Genomic DNA, 20,123 nt, shown 5'->3' on the forward strand with positions numbered 1-20,123 from the left:
ACTGCCTTTCAGCTCATGATGCGGTAGATGGCGGGGAAGCAGACGAGGACCAGGAAGCCGAAGATGGACACGCCGATGGCGATGGGCATTTCGCTGGTGCGGCTGTTGGCCTGGGCGCGTGCGTCTGACAGTGCTGCTGTTCGCATGGACTGGGCCTTGGCCAGCAGCGTGGACAAGACGCGAGTGCCTTCGGACCCGGCGTCTTCGGCGATGTCGGCCAGCTCTGTCAGCTGTGAGATGCCGACGCGCTCGCCGAGTGTGCTGAGGCCGTACCAGGGCTGCTCACCGGCACGCTTGGCGTGCTGAAGCACCTGAGCTATCTGGCCGAAGACCCATCCTCTGCAGATATCCACAGGCGCTTGCAGAGCCTGTGGAGGACCGGCTCCGGCCGCACGCTCCAAGGCGACCATGTCGAGGTACGTCGCCAGGGCCGCACGGAACTCCTGGCGACGTTCCTGCGCCTGGCGCCGCGCGCTTACGTCGGGGATCAGGGCGAACAGGATGGCGAGCACGACGCCTACGCCCGCGGGAATGGCCCAGGGCAAGGGGAAGCCGGTGAGTGTGCAGAGCAGGTTCAGCGGGATCGGCAGAAACAGGCCAACCAGGAGGAAAACGATGCGCTGGAGGGTGAAACGCTCAACGGTGATGCCCAGTAGCGCGAGGTCGCCGCGAGGGATCGGCAGGCGGGCCATCCGGGTCTTGAACCAACCTTCATGTCCCGGTTCAGCAGCGCCTTCGAGGCGCGCGATCGCCGCGTTCAAGCGAGGCGGGCCGGGCATCCATGCCTGTACCACGATCAACATGCCGAGTGAGATCAAAGCCCCGGAGACCATGGACAGAACGCTCATGGCTTCTTCCCCAAGGCGTTCAGGAACCGGTGGCCGGGAGCAGCGTTGCCGAGGCGGTGTAGCCAGACCAGCGTCACCCCGTAGAACAGCGCCACGATCGCCAGCACGACCTGGCCGAGTGGCGTACCGAAGGGGGCGACGTACGCCCTCTGGAAGATGGCCAGGACGCTGAAGACCGCCAGAATGCCGATGATCCAGCGCACCGTGGTGCGGTGTTCGGCTCGCGCCGCTTCCACTTCGCGGCGGTCGGCCACGTCCTTCGCGACGAGTTCGGCGAGTTGCTGGAGTACGGTGCTGGCCCCGCGGCCACGACGACGGGCGACCAGGATGAGAGCGGCGGCGATACGGTCACCGATCGGGTCATCCACTTCGTCGGCGAAGAGCCGTAGCGCATCCTCGGTCGGCATGCGGGTGACGCGCAGGCGCCGTGCCAGGGCGGCCACCGGCACGGCGATGGCAGGAGGGACGTTGCGGGCAGCGCTGTGCTCCAACGCCTGCTCCAAAGCGCGTCCGGCGACGAGAAGGTCGGCAAGCCGGCGCGTCCACTGCTCCAGGGCCTCCAACTTGCGGATGCGCTCCTTGGCGGCACGGCCGGTCACTGCCTTGGGTAGCGCGAAGACGGCAACTCCTACCGCTACGGCTGCCACCGGCCATTTCGTCACGGCGAAGACGACTACCGTCGCGGCCAAAGCCGCGATGATCGTGCGGTAGTGAGCAGCGAGGACCGCTAGAAGGTTGGTCCAGCGTGAGGGCGGGCGTACGTGTTCGTCAGAGGATGGAGTGCGAAGTGCGGCGATGATACAGGTCAGGCCGCCCAGAATCATGGCAGCACTGAGTGCAGCGAGAAGGGCGTTGATGTTCACCGGCACTCCCAACGCGCACTCATGGGGTCCAGGAGTCGGGGGTCGAATCCCACTGCCTTGAGTTTGGGCAGGCATTGCGGCGTGATGTCGGGTACGGCACGCCCTCCAGGTCCCGTAGGCCGGTAGAGGTGGTTGTGGCTCGGCAGTTCGCTGTCGGCCGGCGGCAACACCTCGAGGACTTCGGAGACGAAGCGGGTGTTGGTCGCCGGATCCAGGCGGAGGTGGACCACCAAGTCGATGGACTGGCCGGTGTTGAGGTGGACGACGGCGGGCGGAGTCTGTGTGCCCACGCCCCGGGTCCACAGCATGACGACGCGGTTGAAGATCTCCTCGGTGCCGTCGGCGTGGATGGTGCACATGGAGCCGGGGTGTCCGGTGTTCATGGCCTCGAACATCGGAACGATCTCGTCCGCCCGCACCTCACCCACGATGATCCGCTTGATGTTCTTCCGCAGGGAGTGCGGGATCAGGTCGTTCAGGGTGATGCCGCCGGCACCCTCGGAGTTGGCCTGTCGGACCTGGAAGGCAATCACGTTCTGGTGGCGGTGCGTGAGCTTGTCGAGGAACAGCTCATAGTCGGACTCCAGCGTGGCCAGCCGCTCGGCCGGATCGATCACCGAGGCCAGCGCGCGCAGAAGCGTGGTCTTGCCCGCGGCGGTGCCGCCCGTGACGACGATGTTGAGCCGGGCCAGCACGGCGGCGCGTAGGAAGGAGTAGAGGCTGCGGTTGATGGTGCCGAGCTTGAGCAGGTCCTCCAGGGTGACGTCGACCAGCCGGTGACAGCGGATGCTGGCGCACGGCCGTGGGGTGACCGACATGGTGGCACTGAGCCGTACGCCCACTCCGTCATCCTCGTCGCCAGGCCTCAGCGCGGTGTTGAGCAGCGGGTTGGCGGCGGAGAACTCACGGGGGTTGTAGCTCTTGTGCAGGGCCCACATCTGGATCATCTTGATCAGGTCGTCGTCGCTGGAGGCGATGACCGGCCCGCGACGGCATGTGCCGTCGCTGTAGGTGATCCACACCTGGTCGCATCCGTTGAGATCTATGCTCTCCACACGGCGGTCTCTGATGAACGGGGTGAGAACGCCCAGCTCGAACCGTTCATCGACCACCGCCTCGACCAGCTTGCGTTGTGCGCCGATGCTGACGGCTCTGCCGAGCGCGATCTGTTGCTGCGTCCACCGCTGTACTTGCGCCTGTATGACCTGAAGAGCGGCCTCACGGTCTTCGGTGTCCTTGAGATCGTCCGCAACGGAGGTAGCGATCGACAGCACCGCCTCGCGGAACGCACGCTCGTTGCCGGCGGACGCGTCTGTCACGATCTCCGCCTTCGGGGGCCAGGCGCCGTTCATCCGGCCACCGCTGTCTCGGCGGACAGGCGCCGCCTCATAGCCGCCCCCAGCGCAGAGGCGCCGCGCATCAGGGCCGACCGGTGGAACGACTTCCTGGCCTGCTTGCCATCGGACAACACCTCGGCAGACTTCTTGTCGTCGGGAATCCACGCCAGCACAGGCAGGTCGTACAGGGCGCTGCTGATCTCCTTGAGTGAGTACGGGCCGTTGCCGACCACGCACAGCTCGACCGGCACGGCGGCCCCCACGTAGCGACCGAGTGCATCGAGCCGCGGGCGCGCCTGGGCCACGTGGCGCAGCGTGGGATGCAACAGCATCACGGCCAGGTCGGAGGCGGAGATCAGGCTCATAGGGGTGTCCACTCGACCGATCTGACCCACGTCGATCACGACATCGGCCTTGTCCTGCGCCGCCTTGAGAGCTCCGCTGATGGTGTCCCAGGCGCCGTCGAGCTGTACCAGGTGGCGAGGGTCACGCAGGCCCGGCAGCAGAAGCCACTCGCGCGCGTCGCGGTCGAGCGCGATGACGTATCGCCACAGAACCGCCGGGTCCAGGTCATGCGCGGCGGCCAGCGCCAGCTCCAGCAGCCCGGACTCGTGCCCTTCCATGCTCCCGCCCAGCAACCCCTGCAGCACATTGCCGCCGGCGGGGTCACACTCGGCCAGCAGCGCCCGCCCTTCCCAGGAATAGGTCACCGCCAGAGCCGTGGTGGTGACTCCTGGCGAGCCGCCCGCGCTCATCAGCGTGTACATCGCCATTCACGGCCTCCTCGGCATGAGAGCCAAGGCGACCTGCCCATCCGCGGCCATCGGGCCGAGCTTGGCAGCATCGAGCCTGTTCACCAGGACGTCCACCACCATCAGACCGTCGTTGTCGGGCCCCTTCGTGTGGTCCACCACTGCCTCGACGCTGCCGGACGGCTCCTGCGCCGCGGCTGTGGGGTTCTCCGGGCGGAACATGACGGAGAGCCGATCACCCGGCCGGAGCCCGCGCGCCGGGAGGCGGCTCGGCTTGACCGCGATAGGAATGAGCTGCTGATCCGCCAGCGGCGTGACCTGATCGGTGACCATCCGGTGCTGGAGCAGCGTGCCGCTCATCAGGTCGACGGCTGCTCTCATGCCAATCACCTTGTGCAGATCCTCGCCCCGCACCATGGCAACGCTCTCGTCGCCGCCGACCATCGCGATGGACACGTTCTCAGCGGTGATGGGCTGGCCGAGCGCGAGGTCACGAGTGATCACGAGTACGGGTTCGCGATTGCTCAAGCGGTTGACGACCTGGAAGGCCAGGAACATACCGCCGAGGACCACGAGGACGCCCAGCACGAGCGAGCTGCGGCGGCGCTGCCGTGACTGCGGCAGCAGTTTGGGAACCTGAGCCGGAGGTAGCTCCGGGTTGACCGGCTCCTGCGTCGTGTCCGGCTTGATCTTGCCAGTCATCACGAGTTCCTTCCGACCAACGCGGGGGCCTCACCGATCCGCAACGGAAAGGTCGCCGATGTGGTGATCGGGGCGAGTGTGCCGCCGGAGCCACCCGATCCGTTCCAATCGGCTGACCAGATCACTGACGCCTTCACCTGGTACTGGGAGTTCGGGAGTCCGGCACTGGACTGGGTGAACACATGAGTGCACTCGCTGTTCTGCTCGTCCGGGGACTTCGTCCTGTCGTACGGCACGCCGGGCCCCCGGCAGGTCAGGGTCGCCTGCCCTTCACCGGGATGGATCGTCAGCATGCTGGGGGTCGCGGTGACCTCGGCCCACACTGGGCCCGCGGTGGCCTTCTTGCTGATCGCATGCCATTGACCCGGTTCGAACCAGAAGAACTGGCGCAGGCCCACGTAGCCGGTCTTACCTCGGGGCGGAGCAGTGACGATCTTGGGCTTCGGCGGTGTCAGCTCGCGCAGCGCCTGCTCCATTAGCATCTCCGGCGTGATTGATGGAGCCCCCGGGTCCGCCGGGCTTACGGCGTTGAAGATGTTCTCCTTGCCCTCGGGCCCCTCATCACACTGGACGTAACTGATCTGGCCCTCACCCGGAATGCTGTGGCAGTTCGTGAACGCCCCGCCTCCCCGGGACCGAGCAGCGGGAGCTCCCGCGTCGGTATTTCTGTGGATGCCGTAGGCGATCCAGTTGCCGCCCATGCGCGTGGCTCCGTTGTCGTCGCCCGCTGGCGGACCGGCCACGAACAGGAGGAGCTGGGTCAGCGCGACGGCGGCGTGCATGCCGCCCCCTTCATGGTCAACGCCGTCAGCCGCCACCGGCCGTCGGACGACTGTTTCAGGGTGGCTTTGACCGTGGTGGACGTCTTGGAGTCCGCGGTCTCCGGTATCAGCTGATGCGTGCGCCGGTCGGCCATCGCGGCCCCGGACATGTCCAGACAGTCGGTGACCTCAGCGTACTTACCGCCTACTCGCACTTCCTTGATCCGTGGAGAGGCTTGGCCATACGGCTCACGCCCCTGCTTGATGAGGCTGCGAACACCACCTACGAGGTGGTCGAGATAGCCGCCCTGCACATACGGCTGCAGCAACTCGCGAGCCCTGTCAGGCGATGACCTACCAGCTTCTGCCAGTGCCGGCCAATAGGCGGAGTACGCCTCAACGACAAGGTCGTGAGGGTGGGCAGACGAGGGTTCAGGGAGTGGTGTCGTGCTCGACGGGGCGGCCGGACGTGAGGGCAAACTTGTGTCAGTGGACGCCTGGCAGGCGGCCAACGTCATCGGCATGAGCAGGAGCGCCCCAGCACGGCGGCGAATCACCACAACCTCCCTCTTTCAGCTTACTGCAACCGACTGACTGCGAAGAGTAGCGTAGGGTTTGGCAAAGCCTGCATCAAGGCCGTGCGCTGTACTTTCTCTCGAGGTGATGAACCGTGGGCTGGCACCCGGGGCTCTGGAGCCGTCCCGCGAGGCGATCCTGTGATCGATCGGCCAGGCGTGCGGCTCGAAGATCGCCCGGCTTCGACTGCCTGGCTACCTTTGACCTGCCCGCCGCACCGGCCCTCTCGAGCTGCCGGTAGCCGTGCTTTCCAGCGCAGAAGCACGGCTACCGTCGTAATTCTGATGTCGGCGCCGGAGGCGACCGAGGATCGGCTGGTGTCGCTGGTGGAGGCGTGGAAGGCGATCGAGGAGGAGGTGCCGCGTTGCTGCTGGACCTGATCATCACCCGCCTGGCCGCAGTGACATACGCCTGGGGTCGTACTCCGCTCTAACGATCTGTCGTTCGCCTCGACATGAAATCCTGCCGCCACTGCTCGGCGGCCTGGATCAAGTTCTGGCTGACGTGCTCGAAGAACTGGCTCATGTCCTGCAGTCGGGCGCCGGCAGGGGTGGTGGAGTCGAGGATTTCGGCTCCGTAACGAGCCAGATCGGCCATTGCGGCGTTCTGCCGGGCGCTGACCAGCCAGGCTCGGTACCAAACGTCGGGGTCGATGACGTACCGGTCGCGCCGCCGGCGAGGGTCGCGTTCACGCCGGATCAGTTCGTGCTGTTCGAGTTCACCGATGGCCTTGGAGATGGACGCCGGGCTGACCTGGAGACGCTGGACGAGATCGGCGGCGGTGAGGCTGCCGCTGTCGGTGGTGTAGAGGCAGGTGAGTACCCGGGCAGTCATTCGCGGCAGCCCGGTCGTGATCATCAATGCGGTGAATCGTTCCTCCAGGGCGTGGACCGCTTGTGGGTCTCGCCCGGGTACGCCGGTGGCATCCGGCGGCGCCGAGGCCTGGGCGGAGGCCGGCCTGCGTCGGCGAGCCCGGCCCTCGGTTGCCTGATGGGCCCGGGCGGCCTGGTAGCTGTCGGCTCCACCGTTGCGGGCCACCTCCCGGGTGATGGTGGAGATCGGCCGTTGCAGGAGCTTGGCGATCTCGGTGTAGGTGAGTCCTTCGGTCAGCCCCGCGGCAATGTACTGGCGGTCCTGATAAGTCAGCCTGCCTCCCGGCATCGGGCGTGCCTCCTGTCGCTGTGCCATGCCCAGCCCGCTTGAGGTGTCCGCCGGGCGGATGGACAGTATTGCGTTTGTCAGCATTTCATTGCAAGTACGCTCACTCGTCTTGCATTCATTCTCATGGTCATTGCAAGTCGCATAGCTGTTTACCTGTATTTATGGGGGAATCCGTCGGATTTGTATTGCGAATTTCGTGAATGCAAGCTAGCTTTTTGCCTGAGTCGAATGAGTACTATCGCGAGCGAGGCGATCAGCGTCGCGCTGATGTCCTCGCCTGGAAGGAATCAACATGACCCGATCACTCCCCTCAACGGCAGGGCTGCTCATCACCGCCGTAGCGGTGGCGGCGGCCGCAACGCCGGCCCCCGTGGCATCTGCCTCCGCGGCGGACGCCCCCGACCACGCCCAGGTCCAGAAAGCGCTCGACCAGGCCGTGGCCGACGGCGGTGTGCCCGGCATGGTCGCCGAGGTTCACGACCGTCGTGGGCGGTGGTTCGGCTCCGCGGGGGTGGCCGACACCCGGACCGGCCGCAAGCGTCAGCCGAACGAGCGGTTCCGTATCGGCAGCGCCGCCAAACCGTTCACGGCCACCGTGGTCCTGCAACTGGCGGCCGAAGGGAAACTGAGGCTCGACGACACCGTGGACACGTGGCTGCCCGGCCTGGTCAAGGGCAACAACAACGACGGCGGCACGATCACCATCAGGCACCTGCTCAACCACACCAGCGGGATCTTCAACTACGGCAACGACCCGGAGGAGTTCGCCAAGTTCTCCGGCCCCGCGTGGCTCGAGCACCGCTACGACACTTACACGCCCGAGCAGCTCGTGAAGATCGGCCTGCGCAATCCGCGCTCCTTCGAGGCACCGGGTGGCGGCTTCGTGTACTCCAACACCGGCTACATCCTGGCCGGGATGATCGTCGAGAAGGTGACCGGCAAGACGCTCGCCGGCGAGATCTCGCGGCGGATCGTCCGCCCCCTGGGCCTGACCGGGACATACCTGCCCGGCAAGGAAACGAAGATACGCGGCCCGCACCCACGGCACTACTCGACGTTGTTCGCCGCCGAAGCCGACGCCAAGGTCTACGACGTGACCGACCAGAGTGCCACCACCGGCTGGGCGGCCGGCGGCGTGGTCTCCACGGTCGGCGATCTCCACCGATTCGCCAGCGCGCTGCTGCGCGGCAAGCTTCTCCCGCCCGTCCAGCAGCAGGAGATGTTCACCATGGTCAAGACCGGGATCAAGCTGCCGGACGGCACCTGGAAGGACACCTGGATCCCCGACACCACCTACGGCACCGGCGTCTTCTCGTGGAAGCTGTCGTGCGGTGCGAAGGTCTGGGGCATCGGCGGCGCCATCACCGGTGGTTTCTCCTTCGCGATGGGAACCCGGGACGCCAAGCGCATGATCGCCACCAACATGAACATCGACCAGTACGGCCCGCACAACTCGCTCGACACGATCAAGAACGTGCTGCACGCCGAGTTCTGCCCACCCGGCTCCCAGACGCGAAGCAAGTAACGATCAGCATGGACTGAAAGCGCTGCGCCGGTGCCGCGGTGTTCGACCAGGCCACCGAGGCCGGCCCGGCCATCTGCCATTTGGATGTGCCGTGCGTCCGGACGGCCGACACAGGGGCGCTATGTCAGTCCTCCGGCCCGGGAGCGGTTCCGGCCCGGCCCCGGCCGCCCCGCCGCCCTCCTCATCCGGCATCGCCAGGCGCAGCGTCCCTCAGCCATCTGCGGCTGGCTCCGCCAAGTAGCGCTGCTCAATCAAGATCGCCCCGGCGCACATCGTGCCGGATCGCTGCCTGGCGAATCGGCCGGCCGGGCGTGTTGCTGAACTTTTGATCTTGCTCTTGGTGATCAGCAGGTGCATGTCCCAGGCAGCGTGCGCTGGCGGGATCCTTTGTGTGCAGGTGGGCGTCGGGTTTTAGATGGCCCCGGGGGGCGATGGCGATCAGCAGGAACTGGTCAGCCGGATCGCCAGGTAGTTCGCTGGAGTCCCGTCATGCCAGGAGGGTGCGCCAGCGGTCGGCGGAGTCGATCATGTCCAGGCTGACCCGTTCCAGGAACGCTGCCGCCTTGACCAGTCGTTGCCCCACGGGACTGTCGAGCCCGTATATCTCGGCTGCCGCCGTCGTTGCCTGCACCGTATCGAGCGTCTGCCGCCTGCCGGTCACGATCGAGTGATACCAGGCGTCGTCATCGACCACGTAGATGTCGCGGCGCCGCTGCGGACTGCGCTCGCGACGGATGAACCCCAATTCGACCAGGAAGTTCACGGCGAGGGAGACGGTGGCCGGGCTGATGTTCAGCCTGTGGGCAAGCTCGGCTGCCGTGCGCTTGCCGTCCTCGGACAACAGCAGGTCGATGTGCACGCGGGCGCTCGTCTTCGGCAGCCCCGTCCTGACCGCCAACTCGACGAGTTCTTCCTCCATGACGCGGCCCGGCGATCCTGGCGCACGCGGGGGTGCCGGTGTGCCCCGCCGCGCGCGCTGGATCGTTGCCTGGTGTGCCTGCTGGGATCGGTAGCCTGTGGGGCCGCCGTTGCGTGCGACCTCCCGGGTGATCGTCGAGTTCGGCCGGTCGAGCCGCCTGGCGATCTCGGCATAGGAGAGCCCGTCGGCGAGTCCGGCCGCGATGCGCTCGCGGTCCTGCAGGGTCAAGCGTCCTCCTGACATGCCGCCAGTATTGCCTTCGCCACCAGTCAATGCAACTTTAAATTGCGTTCGATTGCATCGTCATCGCACTAATTTGATGCCGTTTACCTGGGAAAACGTGTTTCTTTAGATTGACTGAATTTCGAATGCAACATAGCTTTCGATCTGTGCCGAATACGTACTAACGTGAGACGAGGAACGACCATGCGCACCACCAGAAACGACACGGCCCGCACACCACGGGGCTCCAGGCGAATGGCGGGCACGGCGCTGGCGGCCGTGCTGCTGGCCGGAGTGGCCACATCGGGGACGGCCGCCGCGGACAGTAGGCCGGTGGCGAAGGCCGCTGCCGGGCAGGACCGCCCGGAACTGCAGAAGGCCATCCAGGCGTTCGTCGATGCCGGTCTGGCCGCCGGCATGCAGATCCGCGTGACCGATGAGCGGGGTGAGTGGGCCGGCAGCGCCGGGGTGCGCAAGCTGGGCTCGGCCGCGAAGCCCCCGACGAACGGGCGATTCCGGATCGGCAGCAGCACCAAGAACTTCGTCGCGACCGTGGTGCTGCAACTGGTGGACGCCGGCGAGATCGGGCTGGACAAGCCGGTGGCCGACTACCTGCCCCAGTTCAAACTGGACCGGGAGATCACCGTGCGGATGCTGCTGCAGCACACCAGCGGAGTGATCGACTACACCTACGACGTCGACTCCGACGGGAAGCCCGTGCAAGGGATCCCCTGGCAGGGCAAGGACTGGGTGGCCAAGCGCTTCCACACCTACCACGACGAGGAGCTTGTACGGCTGGCACTGTCCAAAGGGCCGAAGTTCAAGCCGGGCAAGGGCTGGAGCTACTCCAACACCAACTACGTACTGGCCAAGCTCCTGATCAAAAAGGTCACCGGCTCCTACGAAAAGGAAATGAAAAACCGGATCCTCGCACCGCTCAAGCTCTCGAACACCGAGCTGCCGGGCACCCGCACGGACGTCCGCGGGCCGCACGCCCACGCCTACTACCGGTATCAGGACGCCGCCAACCAGTGGAAGGTGATCGACGTCACCCGCCAGAACGCCTCCTGGATCTCCGCCGCCGGAGACATGATCTCCACCACCAAGGATCTCCAGACGTTCTTCTCCGCACTCAACAGCGGCAAGCTCATCTCGGCCCGGCTCCTGGCCGAGATGCGCAAGCCGCACCCCGACAGCACGGCACTCTACGGCCGCTACGGCCTCGGGGTGTGGGTGCAGGACATGGGCTCGGGCTGCGGCGGCACCGTCTTCAACAGCAACGGCAGCAACAACGGCTACGCGGCGCTGATGTACAGCACGCCCGACGGCAGCAAGACCATGACCGCCTCGATCACCACCGGGGACGCCGCAGTCGACACGGCAAAGGAGTTCCCGAAGGCGCTGGACAAGCTCGTCAAGGCGGCGTTCTGCGACGGGAAGGCCACGAACTGACGAGGCCAAGCCAGCTCAATAGACGGGGCCGAACACCGCCAATCCGTACACCTTGACGATGGACCCCTCACGGTCGTGCATCAGGAAGAGCGCGAACCCGGGCCACGCTGAGCTCGCTGAGCTCAGCGTGGCCACTTGTGATTTCTGGCCGTCGGCGGCGGCACCAGCCCCGTCACGGTGGCCACCGCCGAGCGCAGCTGAGCGCGGGGCACGATCGCGTCGATCATCTCCCACGCCTCGAACAGCCGCACGTCCTCGCTCCACTCCTCGGCCTCCAGCAGCACCTCCACCGCCTGGGCCAGCCAGGCCGAGGCCTTGGCCAGCCGGGGATGCTTGACGACCTTCTGCTTGTCGGCCTCCCGCTGCGCCGTGCCAAGCCGCGACCGGCTCTGCGCGGCCACTGCCGCCTGCGCGGGATCCGGCCCGCCGCGGGCGGTTCCGGAGGATGTCCCGGGCATCAGCGCGCAGGCGCGCGAGTTGCTCCTCCCGCTCGATGCGTACGTGCTGCGTACCCTCGACATCCACACCATCGAGGCGGCCGAGGACCGGCTCATCGCCGACTGCATGCGCAAGCAGGGCATGGGCTGGACTCTCCTGCCTGCCCCCGCTGCCGAAGACCCGGCACCGCTGAACCGCCGGCGTTACGGAGTGATCGAACCGGCGATCGCGGCGCGGTACGGCTATCACACCCCGCCGCCGCTGCCCGTGCTGGCGCGGCGAGAGGAGGCGTGGGCCGCCCGGAAAGTGACGTACTGCTGGATCCATACGTGGCGCAGCGTCTGCACCGCGGGGAGGTCACGCAGCCAGCCAGGTGCGGCCGGCGAGTGCACCGCACCCAGGACGCTGTTCCCGTCGGCGCCGATCTCGTGGCCTAGTTGGATGCGCTCGGCCTTATTCTTGGGCAGTCGATAGTCCGCGACTCGGGTCTCGTAGCGCTCGAACCATCCAGGTTCGGCCTGGGCCAGCAGCCAGTCGGGGGCGGCGGCCAGCGCGTTGAGTGCTGCGCGCACCGTTTCATGCACCTGCTCCAGCCGGTTCATGGTGCGCATGGCCATGAGCACGTGGGTGGAGTCGGTTCGCTGCCGACCACCAGCTCGCAGCAGCCCGGCGGTCACGGCACGCTCCAGGATGGTCAGGTAAGACCTGCGTCGTGGGCGAGGAGCGCGATCTGGGTGCGGTTGTCCAGGCCGAGCTTGGTCAGGATGCTGGAGACGTGGGCTTTCACGGTCGTGATGCCCATGGCGAGGTCGGCGGCGATGTCGGCGTTCGTCCTGCCCTGGGCGATCGTCATGGCCACCTCATGTTCGCGCGGGGTGAGGGTGGCCAGTGCGGCGCGGGCTCGCTCGTAGGCGCCGGCCTGGGCGACGGTGCGGTCCATCAACCGCCGGGTGATGCGCGGGGACAGAATCGGGTCTCCTGCGGCGACCAGGGTGATCGCTTCCACGATTTGCGGCGGCGAGGTGTCCTTGAGCAGGAACCCGGCGGCGCCTGCGCGGAGCGCGTGTAAGACGTTCTCGTCGGTGTCGAATGTGGTCAGCACGATCACCTCGGGCGGCTGGGCGCGGGCGCGTAGCCGGCGGGTGGCGGTGATGCCGTCCACGCGGGGCATGCGCAGGTCCATCAGGACGATGTCGGGGGCGTGGGCGTCGGTGGCGGTGATGGCCTCCTGGCCGTCGGCCGCCTCGGCGACGACGGAGATGCCGGCGGCGCCGTCGAGCATCATGGACAGCCCGGCGCGGACCAGAGCGTCGTCGTCGACCAGTAGCACGCGGATCACGCGGGCCATGGTAGCCGGGCGTGGAGCCGGAACTCTCCTTCGGTGCTGTGGTGGTCCAGTTGCCCGCCGGCCAGCCGTACCCGCTCGGTGAGTCCGACCAGGCCGAGCCCGCTGCCGGGCGCGAGGGGGACGGCGTCCGCCGGGGGCAGCGGGTTACGGAGGTCGATCAGCATGGGCGTGCCGGGAGCGCCGCGCAGCAGCACATCGACCGGCTGACCGGGGGCGTGTTTGCGGGCATTGGTGAGCCCTTCCTGCACGACTCGGTACGCGGTCCGAGATGCGGCCGACGGTAGGGCGGCGGCGTCGGTGACCTCCTCGCGGAGACGTACCGGCTGGCCCGCCTGCCGTGCGTCGGCAATCAGGCCGGGCAGGCCGGCCAGACCCGGCCAGGGTTCGAGCTCGTCCAGTTCGTCGTCCTGCTCGCGGAGCAGGCTGATCACCTGGCGCAGTTCCTCCAGCGCCTGGTGGACACCGGCGCGGACCACCCCGGCGGCCGTGGCGAGCTGGTCGGGGGAGGAGTCCGGGCGGTATTCCAGCGCCCCGGCGTGGGTGGCCACCAGGGACAGGCGGTGGGCCAGCACGTCGTGCATCTCTCTGGCGAGCCGGCGGCGTTCGGCCATGCGGGCCTCGGCGATCCGCCTGCCTTGTTCGGCCTCGGCGCGGCGGGCGCGTTCGCGCAGGGAGATGAGCAGGGCTCGGCGGAAGCGGGCCAGCGCGCCCCAGCCGAGCAGCGCGCCGTAGGCGGAGCAGATCAGCAGCAGCCACCATGGCACGGAGATGCCGGAGTTGGGCCGCCACAGCCTTTGGACCAGGTGGGCAGCCATGCCCGCGGCAGTCACCGCCGCCGCCACGGGGAAGCGCCTGTGCTGGGCCACCTGCAGCGCCCCCATCGTCGCCGCCGGCGTGGCCACTGGGGAGAGCGTGGCGAGGAGGGTGGCGGTCAGCGCCCCATGGGTCGGCCACCACAGCTGGGCCAGCGCGGCGACCAGGCTCACCGCCGCGACCGCCACGTCCAGCCCCCAGGTGGGTCGGCCGGCCTGGCCCCACAGCGCCATGGTGGTCAGCGCGCTCATCGCAAGGACCACGCTGACCACGACGAGCGGCTGAGGGGGTCGGATATGGCTCATCGGCCCAGGCTAGCCGCCGGAACGGCGGAGCCATCACCTACCAAAGTCGGACCCGTACCCCACCGGGGGAGGGCAGGGCGCGACCACGCGCCCGATGCGGCGGACCCGGCTGACGGGAAGGCTGACCGGCATGAACACCTCCATCAGAAGGCTGCTGCTCACCGTGATCGGCGCGCCGGCGGCCGCCCTGGCCGTCTGGGCCCTGGCGGTTCCGGTGGCCGGAACTGCGTTGACCGTGCGGATGGGCAGCGGCACGCCGACGGTCGGGCCGGTGTCGGTCGTGGCGGCGAGCCTGCTGGCCGGGCTGGCGAGTTGGGCGCTGCTGGCCGTACTCGAGCGATTCACGTCCCGGCCCAGCCGGATCTGGACGATCATCGCCCTGGTCGTGCTCGCCCTGTCCCTGTTCGGCCCTCTCGGCATCGCCGTTGGCATCGCCGCGACGCTGGGGCTGGTCCTGTTGCACCTGGTCGTCGGCGCCGTGCTGGTTCCGGGGCTGGCGCGGCGATGAACGTCGCGCGGCTCGCCCGCGTACGATCATTCGTTCTTGTCGACGGCGGCCGCGGTCACGGAGCTTGCGCAGCCCACCGCCCAGTTCCGGCCGGTTGAACGGGTGAACCGTGGAAGTTGATGTGCGAACGCTGGCCGGGACGGACCAGCCGACTGCGGGCCGCCGCATGCGGACCTGCGGGCGCCGCAGAACGGGTCTGCCAGTCTGGTAAGCCGATCATGGAGGAGGCCCTATGTCGGACGGCGATGAAGCGTCGTTTCTCGGAGAGTTCAGTCAGCGGCTGCACAGTGGCGACCTCGGTGTCGTGTGCGATGCGCTGAGCGATTATCAGCAGGCGCAGGCGAACACCAGGTGGGGAGTGGACAACCCGTACTGGCCACTGAACAACGAGGTTCTCTTCGTCGCCCGCGACCTCCTGGACCGGTCGTCCACGCTCGACGACGAGAACCGGCATCGGGCGCTCTCCTGGTCGCTCACCATGGTGTGGCACCTCGGTGAAGACGAGGACGCCGACCGGATCGCCGAGATTCTGGAAACCACCTCGGACCCCGGGCTGCGGGAGGAAGGGGTGATGGCCGCGTCCACTGCTCTCGAGGACGCGGAGGAGCCGAACCCTCGGCTCCTGGCGGCCGTGCGCGCGATCGCCCTTGACGAGAGCCTGGACGCACGGGATCGCGGAGCCGCGATCCATGCCCTGGGCAGTCTCGACATGCCCGAGGTGGAGGCACTGTTCATCCGCCTTACCGCGTCCGGCGACCTCAAGGTCCAGGTCAGCGCCGCCGGGCAGCTGACATCGCCCAAGAAGGTTCGTGTGCACCGCGAGCTGCTCCAGCAGCTCGTCGACTCCTGGCCGGAGGACGCGGGCCCCTTTTCCAGCGACGTTCGTGATGCGCTCGTGGGCTTCCACAGCACGTACTGGAAGGACGCCCACCTGGACGATCCGGCCCTCCGGAACGCTCACGACGAGCTGCGGTTCCCGCTGACCGACGAGACGTGCCTGGAGGCGTTCACCACGCTGCTGCGCAGCGATGACCCGATCGCCGTGGGCATCGCACTCGACCACTACGAATACTGGGAGGGGCTGCGGCACGTCCTGGACGACTCCGACCTGGCGGACGCCTACCTGCCCGAGGTTCTGGAGCGCGCCCGCGAGGTGCTCCGTCGTCCGATCTCGCCCGCCGAGGTGAGCGCGCTGAACATGATCGGGGCGCAGCACGCGAAACCGGGTGACGCCGACCTGCTGGTGGACATCCTCGGCCGGACGGATTCCGACACCGTCCGGCATGAGGCCATCTGGATGGCGTACGGGCTCTTCGACGAGGCCGAACCTGCGGACGCCCGGCTCGTCGAGGCGGTGAGCGGTGTGATCTTCGACCCGTCCTCCGCCTCCCACGGCACCAAGGAGACGGCGATCCGGATCCTGGCCGACGGGCTCGGCGCGGGCGCCGACGACGTCCTTGTGCGTGCGATCCGCGAGGGGGAGCCGGATGTGCAGGTGCACGCGGTCTCCTACCTGGTGAAGACCGGCGGCCTGGACCGCCACCGTGCGGTCATGGAAGACCTGGCCGAAAGCTGGGAGGAGCGTCCTCCGGCGCGCTTCTGGGGCCAGAACCCCATCGACCTGGTCCTCGGGAAGCCGCACAGCGTTCACTGGGAGGGGCACCGGCTGCAGGACCCGGACCTGCATAGCGCGCACAGAAGGCTGCGCCTCCCCACGGCGGACGAGTCGTACCACGACGCCATGCGCACGATGCTCGAAAGCGGCGACGTGGCTGCCGTCGGTATCGCCCTGGACCATTGGTGGGATGCGGAAGGCGCCCTCGCACGAGGTGGCGAAGAGGCCCGGCAACCGGCGAGGGCGCTCGTCCTCACGCTGATCCAGGAGATCCTGCGGCAGCCGCCGTCCCCGCCCGAGCTCAGCCGCGAGTATGGTCCCCGCGCCGCCCACCTCACCGCCCTGTCGGCGCTGAGAATCGCCGCGAAGGACGACCTGTCCGTGCTCGCCGACTCGCTTGAGAGCGCCGACTCGCTTCGCGACCAGGTCCTCGACACCGTGAGAGACGTGCTGTGGTCCGTCGAGCACTCCCATCCCCGGCTCGTCCAGGCCCTTGGGGACATCGTGTGCGACGAAGCCGTCCCGATGAGCGAGCGCAGTCAGGCCTTGTATCTGCTGGGGGAGTTCCGGAGCGACAACTCCGTCGACGTCCTCTTGAGCGCGACCCGCTGCCCCGAGCTGGAGATCCAGGCAGCCGCCGCCCTGGTCCTCGCACGGGACGAGACGTTCGAAGAGCACCGTCCGATGATCCAGGCCCTCGCCGCGAGCTGGCCCACGGAAGACGTCCCGACCGAAGTCATCGAAGTGCGGGAGCTTCTCGAAGACTCGGACGAAGAGTAGGGCTCCTCGACCCACATACCATCTGACAAATCCGCACGAGGGCCGGAAGAGGGTCGGCGGCGCCCACCTCATCGACGCCCTCATCGACGCCCGCCCGCCCGTCACTGACCCCGGCGATCCGAGCAGTCCCTGCTCGCCAGCCACCCCGCCGTCCTTGAAAGTCTCGATGTCCGACCCCCACCGCTCCTGGAACTCCGGTCATGTACGCGCCTGGCTCAGCTATCTGGCCCAAGCCCTCATCCGCAACCACGCCGGGGACCTGGCCTGGTGGGACATCGCCCGCTACACCACTTCGCCCCTCTGGCGACGCCTGCTGCAAGCGGCGCCTGATCTCGGCCCCGCCGGCGTCCGGCAGCTCCGCAACCCCGACGAGCCGGACTTGGAGGATGAGATTCTCTAGCCCCGGAGCCCAAAGACGGACTCAGTCAGTTGCCGGACACCGTCCTCGGCGAACCTCAATGCCGACGTCTCCACCACTGCGGCCAGCAGAGCGCCCTGAGGATGGGGGGTGATCCGGGAGCCGATCAGCTCGACTTCGATCCCATCGGGCCCGTGTAAGCGTTCGATGCCGTCCAGTCCGTCGGTCAGCGGTGCAGCGACACCATGGCATTGCAGCGCATCCAGCTCAGACGTATCTGCGGCGGGCGCGACTTCGACCTGTACGGCGTCCTCCACTTGCTCACTCTTCCAGCTTCGGGGGCAAAGAGGAGCCCGTTCACGGCTCGGAAGTCGGCGTCCTCGGCTGTCGGACGCGGCGGTTCAGGCCGTGAGCAAGCCTTGACCAAGCTAACCCTTGCGCGACACCCAGATTGAGGGGCGGCAGGCGCTGATGGTTGGATTACTCCCAGGCTGTCACTCTCATCAAGGTGACGCCACTTGTAATGCGTTCAGGAAAGTGGAGGCGGTCGCAGGGAGCCGGACCCAAAGAGGCTCGACCTTTTGGGTTTATAAGGTGCTAGATCTGCTTCAGTCCACTTAACGGTAGGGCTCGAGGGGAGCGGGTCCTGTAACAGGGGATCTATTGCATCAGCGTGACCCTTGGCCCAGTCGATCCACTCCCGCGTGCTGTCTGCACTTTCGCTCGACGTGTCGAGGATCCTCTGTTCGAGATGCTCACAGTACGCGCGGATGTCCTGGGCGCGCCGCCAGTTATCGACCTGTGAATGCAGCTCTTCCACTAGGCGCGCTTGCGTTAGCCGCTCAATCGCGACTTCCCGGTCGAGTTCGGCTTCGCGCCGATAGTACTCCCTCGCGCGCTCCTCCGAGGCGGCCCGTGCCTCCGCAGAACCCGCGCGGTTCTCGGCGCAATTAACGATGGCCGTGACGTACTCCTCGACACGTTTCTGTTCAGAGTCATGCCATGTTCCAGCATGGCCGGAGGAGTGGCTCTCCAGTATGTCGACATACAAACGACCGGTGGGCCCTCTCTCCCAGGTTCGAGGCTTGGGATGGAGGCCGTTCGGATCGGCCTTGGCCTCCTCCAGCCACTTCCGATCCTGAGCGGTTAACTTGCGAGGAATGCGTCCGTACTGCTCCTTGACGGCAACGGTGGAAACCGTCTGCCGGACACAGATCTCCAGTCGGTCGTCTCTATGCACCATGCATTCATAGCCTCGGCCACGCGCCTCGCGCGCCACGGCGATCAGGATCCGGATCCCGCGCCGAGTCTGTTTATCGGACAATTCGGCAATCACCTTCAGGGCCCGGATCTCGGCTAAGATCGGATCCGCGCTGCGACGCTGCGTAGCCATTCTCCCTCTCAAAGGCGATGAAGTCGTACGACTTGTGCTGGTCTGCTTACGTTGCCGCCGGCCTGAGTTCGAAGCCTTCATTCGAGTCTGAAGACGGAGTCTGATCGGGCCTCAGCCTAGGTGTCCTGCCCCGATCGGGAGAGAAGGTCGTGGTAGGCGAGAGTGGCGTCCCAGGTGACCGGGAAGCTCTTGATGCCGTGGACGTCGGCGATCTGCGGGTGCAGCGTGGCCTCTTCTGCCGGTACGGCCAGGCATAGTGCCGGGAAGTGGCTGACCAGCGCGGGCAGCCCTGTCAGTTGGCGGACCTGGCGCCGCAGAACACTTCCTTGAGGAGGTTGTCCAGCAGCTCGGGGAACGCTGCCACGTCGCCTGCACGGTCTCCGGTGGTCACCGAGGCGGTCAGGGTCTTCTTGCCGTCGGGGGAGCTGTACATCAGTGCCGAGTAGCCCGCCGTGGCGCTGCCATTGTGGTTGTAGACGATGCCGCAGTTCGGGTTCAGCTTCTGTACGTACAGCCCGAGGCCGTAGCTGCCGAAGAGCCCGGCGCTGGCGGGGTGCGGAGTGCGCATCTCGGTCAGGAGCCGGGCGGGGATGAGCTTGCCGCTGTTCAGCGCGGAGAAGAACGTGTGGAGGTCTTCGGTGGTCGAGATGATGTCGCCGGCGCCGGCCGTCATGGACGGGTTCTGGCGGGTGACGTCGATCACCTTCCACTGGCCGGGGGTTTCCTCGTAGCGGTAGTAGCCGTGGGCGTGCGGGCCGGGGAGGTTCGTGGTGCCCGGCAGCAGGGTGTGCCGCATCTTGAGCGGCCGCAGGATCCGCCGCTGCATCTCGGTAGCGATCGAGCGGCCGGTGACCTTCTCGATCAGTAGCTGGGCCAGCGTGTAGTTGGTGTTGGAGTAGCTCCAGCCCTTCCCCGGCTTGAACCGCGGCTTCTTGGACAGCGCGAACCGTACCAGTTCCTCCGGCCGGTAGGTCTTGAACCGGTTGGTCACCCACTCCTTGCCCGCTGCGGGAATCCCCGGCTCGACCGACCCGTCAGGGCGGAACTCGCCGGTGTAGGCGTACAGGCCGCTGGTGTGCTGCAGCAGCATCCGCACCGTGATCTCCCGGTCCAGCTTGAACTTCGGCAGGTAGGCGGCCACCGGTTTGTCCAGCCCGACCTTGCCCTCGGCCACCAGTTGCAGCACCACGGTCGCGATGACGTTCTTGGTGACGCTGCCCGCCCGAAACACCCCGTTTGTCGGCGGCTTCGTGCTCGCACCCAGCTTGCGCACTCCGGCGCTGCCGAGCCACTCGCCCCGTTCATCGTTGACGCGCATCTGCATCCCCGCGGCCAGATCGGCATCGACGAACGCCTGGATGGCCTTCTGCAGTTCCGGGCGTTCCTGCCCGGTAGCGGCGTTCGGCACGGCCGCGCTGCTGGCCGGGGCGGCCGCCCCGGCCAGCAG

The 20,123-nt window shown here is 67.2% G+C and carries 22 protein-coding genes; 5 read left to right on the forward strand and 17 right to left on the reverse strand.

Going from position 1 to position 20,123, the window contains the following annotated elements:
* Nucleotides 1–8: 8 nt before the first annotated feature.
* From ACTWPW_RS51340 to ACTWPW_RS51375, 8 genes are all read right to left on the reverse strand, one after another.
* Complete coding sequence (locus tag ACTWPW_RS51340; RefSeq protein WP_443173197.1) at nt 9–848, reverse strand: hypothetical protein; 840 nt, start codon at nt 846–848, stop codon at nt 9–11.
* Nucleotides 845–1,711, reverse strand: coding sequence for a type II secretion system F family protein (locus ACTWPW_RS51345; RefSeq protein ID WP_443173198.1), 867 nt, complete (start codon nt 1,709–1,711; stop codon nt 845–847). The genes ACTWPW_RS51340 and ACTWPW_RS51345 overlap by 4 nt, the downstream gene beginning before the upstream one ends.
* A complete protein-coding gene (locus tag ACTWPW_RS51350; RefSeq protein ID WP_443173217.1) occupies nt 1,708–3,063 on the reverse strand; it encodes a CpaF family protein in 1,356 nt (451 codons plus the stop codon). The genes ACTWPW_RS51345 and ACTWPW_RS51350 overlap by 4 nt, the downstream gene beginning before the upstream one ends.
* On the reverse strand, nt 3,060–3,821 hold the full coding sequence (locus tag ACTWPW_RS51355) for a hypothetical protein (RefSeq protein ID WP_443173199.1): 762 nt from the start codon (nt 3,819–3,821) through the stop codon (nt 3,060–3,062). The genes ACTWPW_RS51350 and ACTWPW_RS51355 overlap by 4 nt, the downstream gene beginning before the upstream one ends.
* Complete coding sequence (locus ACTWPW_RS51360) at nt 3,822–4,502, reverse strand: SAF domain-containing protein (RefSeq protein ID WP_443173200.1); 681 nt, start codon at nt 4,500–4,502, stop codon at nt 3,822–3,824.
* Nucleotides 4,502–5,284 (reverse strand): hypothetical protein, encoded by a 783-nt coding sequence (locus tag ACTWPW_RS51365; protein ID WP_443173201.1) that lies wholly within the window; start codon nt 5,282–5,284, stop codon nt 4,502–4,504. The genes ACTWPW_RS51360 and ACTWPW_RS51365 overlap by 1 nt, the downstream gene beginning before the upstream one ends.
* Complete coding sequence (locus tag ACTWPW_RS51370; protein ID WP_443173202.1) at nt 5,263–5,592, reverse strand: hypothetical protein; 330 nt, start codon at nt 5,590–5,592, stop codon at nt 5,263–5,265. The genes ACTWPW_RS51365 and ACTWPW_RS51370 overlap by 22 nt, the downstream gene beginning before the upstream one ends.
* A gap of 676 nt (nt 5,593–6,268) precedes the next feature.
* A complete protein-coding gene (locus ACTWPW_RS51375) occupies nt 6,269–7,000 on the reverse strand; it encodes a MarR family transcriptional regulator (RefSeq protein ID WP_443173218.1) in 732 nt (243 codons plus the stop codon).
* Nucleotides 7,001–7,292: 292 nt separating this feature from the next.
* Here ACTWPW_RS51375 and ACTWPW_RS51380 point away from each other — a divergent pair, with 292 nt between their 5' ends.
* A complete protein-coding gene (locus ACTWPW_RS51380) occupies nt 7,293–8,525 on the forward strand; it encodes a serine hydrolase domain-containing protein (RefSeq protein ID WP_443173203.1) in 1,233 nt (410 codons plus the stop codon).
* Between the two features lie 210 nt (nt 8,526–8,735).
* Here ACTWPW_RS51380 and ACTWPW_RS51385 read toward each other — a convergent pair whose 3' ends face one another.
* Nucleotides 8,736–8,882, reverse strand: coding sequence for a hypothetical protein (locus ACTWPW_RS51385; RefSeq protein WP_443173204.1), 147 nt, complete (start codon nt 8,880–8,882; stop codon nt 8,736–8,738).
* Between the two features lie 130 nt (nt 8,883–9,012).
* Nucleotides 9,013–9,672, reverse strand: coding sequence for a helix-turn-helix domain-containing protein (locus ACTWPW_RS51390; protein ID WP_443173205.1), 660 nt, complete (start codon nt 9,670–9,672; stop codon nt 9,013–9,015).
* A gap of 198 nt (nt 9,673–9,870) precedes the next feature.
* Between ACTWPW_RS51390 and ACTWPW_RS51395 the strand changes: the two genes are divergently transcribed.
* Nucleotides 9,871–11,118, forward strand: a complete 1,248-nt coding sequence (locus ACTWPW_RS51395) for a serine hydrolase domain-containing protein (protein ID WP_443173206.1) — start codon at nt 9,871–9,873, stop codon at nt 11,116–11,118.
* Nucleotides 11,119–11,240: 122 nt separating this feature from the next.
* Here ACTWPW_RS51395 and ACTWPW_RS51400 read toward each other — a convergent pair whose 3' ends face one another.
* From ACTWPW_RS51400 to ACTWPW_RS51415, 4 genes are all read right to left on the reverse strand, one after another.
* A complete protein-coding gene (locus ACTWPW_RS51400; RefSeq protein ID WP_443173207.1) occupies nt 11,241–11,699 on the reverse strand; it encodes a hypothetical protein in 459 nt (152 codons plus the stop codon).
* 102 nt (nt 11,700–11,801) lie between these two features.
* A complete protein-coding gene (locus tag ACTWPW_RS51405; RefSeq protein WP_443173208.1) occupies nt 11,802–12,173 on the reverse strand; it encodes a hypothetical protein in 372 nt (123 codons plus the stop codon).
* A 77-nt stretch (nt 12,174–12,250) separates the two neighbouring features.
* Nucleotides 12,251–12,904: a response regulator gene (locus ACTWPW_RS51410; RefSeq protein WP_443173209.1), complete on the reverse strand. Its 654-nt coding sequence runs from the start codon at nt 12,902–12,904 to the stop codon at nt 12,251–12,253.
* Nucleotides 12,892–14,022: a sensor histidine kinase gene (locus ACTWPW_RS51415; protein WP_443173210.1), complete on the reverse strand. Its 1,131-nt coding sequence runs from the start codon at nt 14,020–14,022 to the stop codon at nt 12,892–12,894. The genes ACTWPW_RS51410 and ACTWPW_RS51415 overlap by 13 nt, the downstream gene beginning before the upstream one ends.
* A gap of 130 nt (nt 14,023–14,152) precedes the next feature.
* On the opposite strand from ACTWPW_RS51415, the gene ACTWPW_RS51420 reads away from it, so the two are divergent.
* From ACTWPW_RS51420 to ACTWPW_RS51430, 3 genes are all read left to right on the forward strand, one after another.
* Nucleotides 14,153–14,530, forward strand: a complete 378-nt coding sequence (locus ACTWPW_RS51420) for a DUF6069 family protein (protein WP_443173211.1) — start codon at nt 14,153–14,155, stop codon at nt 14,528–14,530.
* Between the two features lie 232 nt (nt 14,531–14,762).
* Nucleotides 14,763–16,925 carry a hypothetical protein gene (locus ACTWPW_RS51425; protein WP_443173212.1) on the forward strand — a complete coding sequence of 721 codons (2,163 nt, stop codon included), beginning with the start codon at nt 14,763–14,765 and terminating at the stop codon, nt 16,923–16,925.
* Nucleotides 16,926–17,091: 166 nt separating this feature from the next.
* Nucleotides 17,092–17,325, forward strand: coding sequence for a hypothetical protein (locus ACTWPW_RS51430; protein WP_443173213.1), 234 nt, complete (start codon nt 17,092–17,094; stop codon nt 17,323–17,325).
* Here ACTWPW_RS51430 and ACTWPW_RS51435 read toward each other — a convergent pair.
* The 3 genes from ACTWPW_RS51435 to ACTWPW_RS51445 all read right to left on the reverse strand — a co-directional run.
* Nucleotides 17,322–17,600, reverse strand: coding sequence for a hypothetical protein (locus ACTWPW_RS51435; protein ID WP_443173214.1), 279 nt, complete (start codon nt 17,598–17,600; stop codon nt 17,322–17,324). The two genes, ACTWPW_RS51430 and ACTWPW_RS51435, sit on opposite strands and share 4 nt — an antisense overlap.
* A gap of 212 nt (nt 17,601–17,812) precedes the next feature.
* Nucleotides 17,813–18,676: a hypothetical protein gene (locus ACTWPW_RS51440; RefSeq protein WP_443173215.1), complete on the reverse strand. Its 864-nt coding sequence runs from the start codon at nt 18,674–18,676 to the stop codon at nt 17,813–17,815.
* 292 nt (nt 18,677–18,968) lie between these two features.
* Nucleotides 18,969–20,123, reverse strand: a 1,155-nt coding sequence (locus tag ACTWPW_RS51445; protein WP_443173216.1) for a serine hydrolase domain-containing protein, incomplete at its 5' end; no start/stop codon positions are given.

The sequence above is a fragment of the Nonomuraea sp. KM90 genome, assembly GCF_052246675.1.
Lineage (GTDB): Bacteria > Actinomycetota > Actinomycetes > Streptosporangiales > Streptosporangiaceae > Nonomuraea.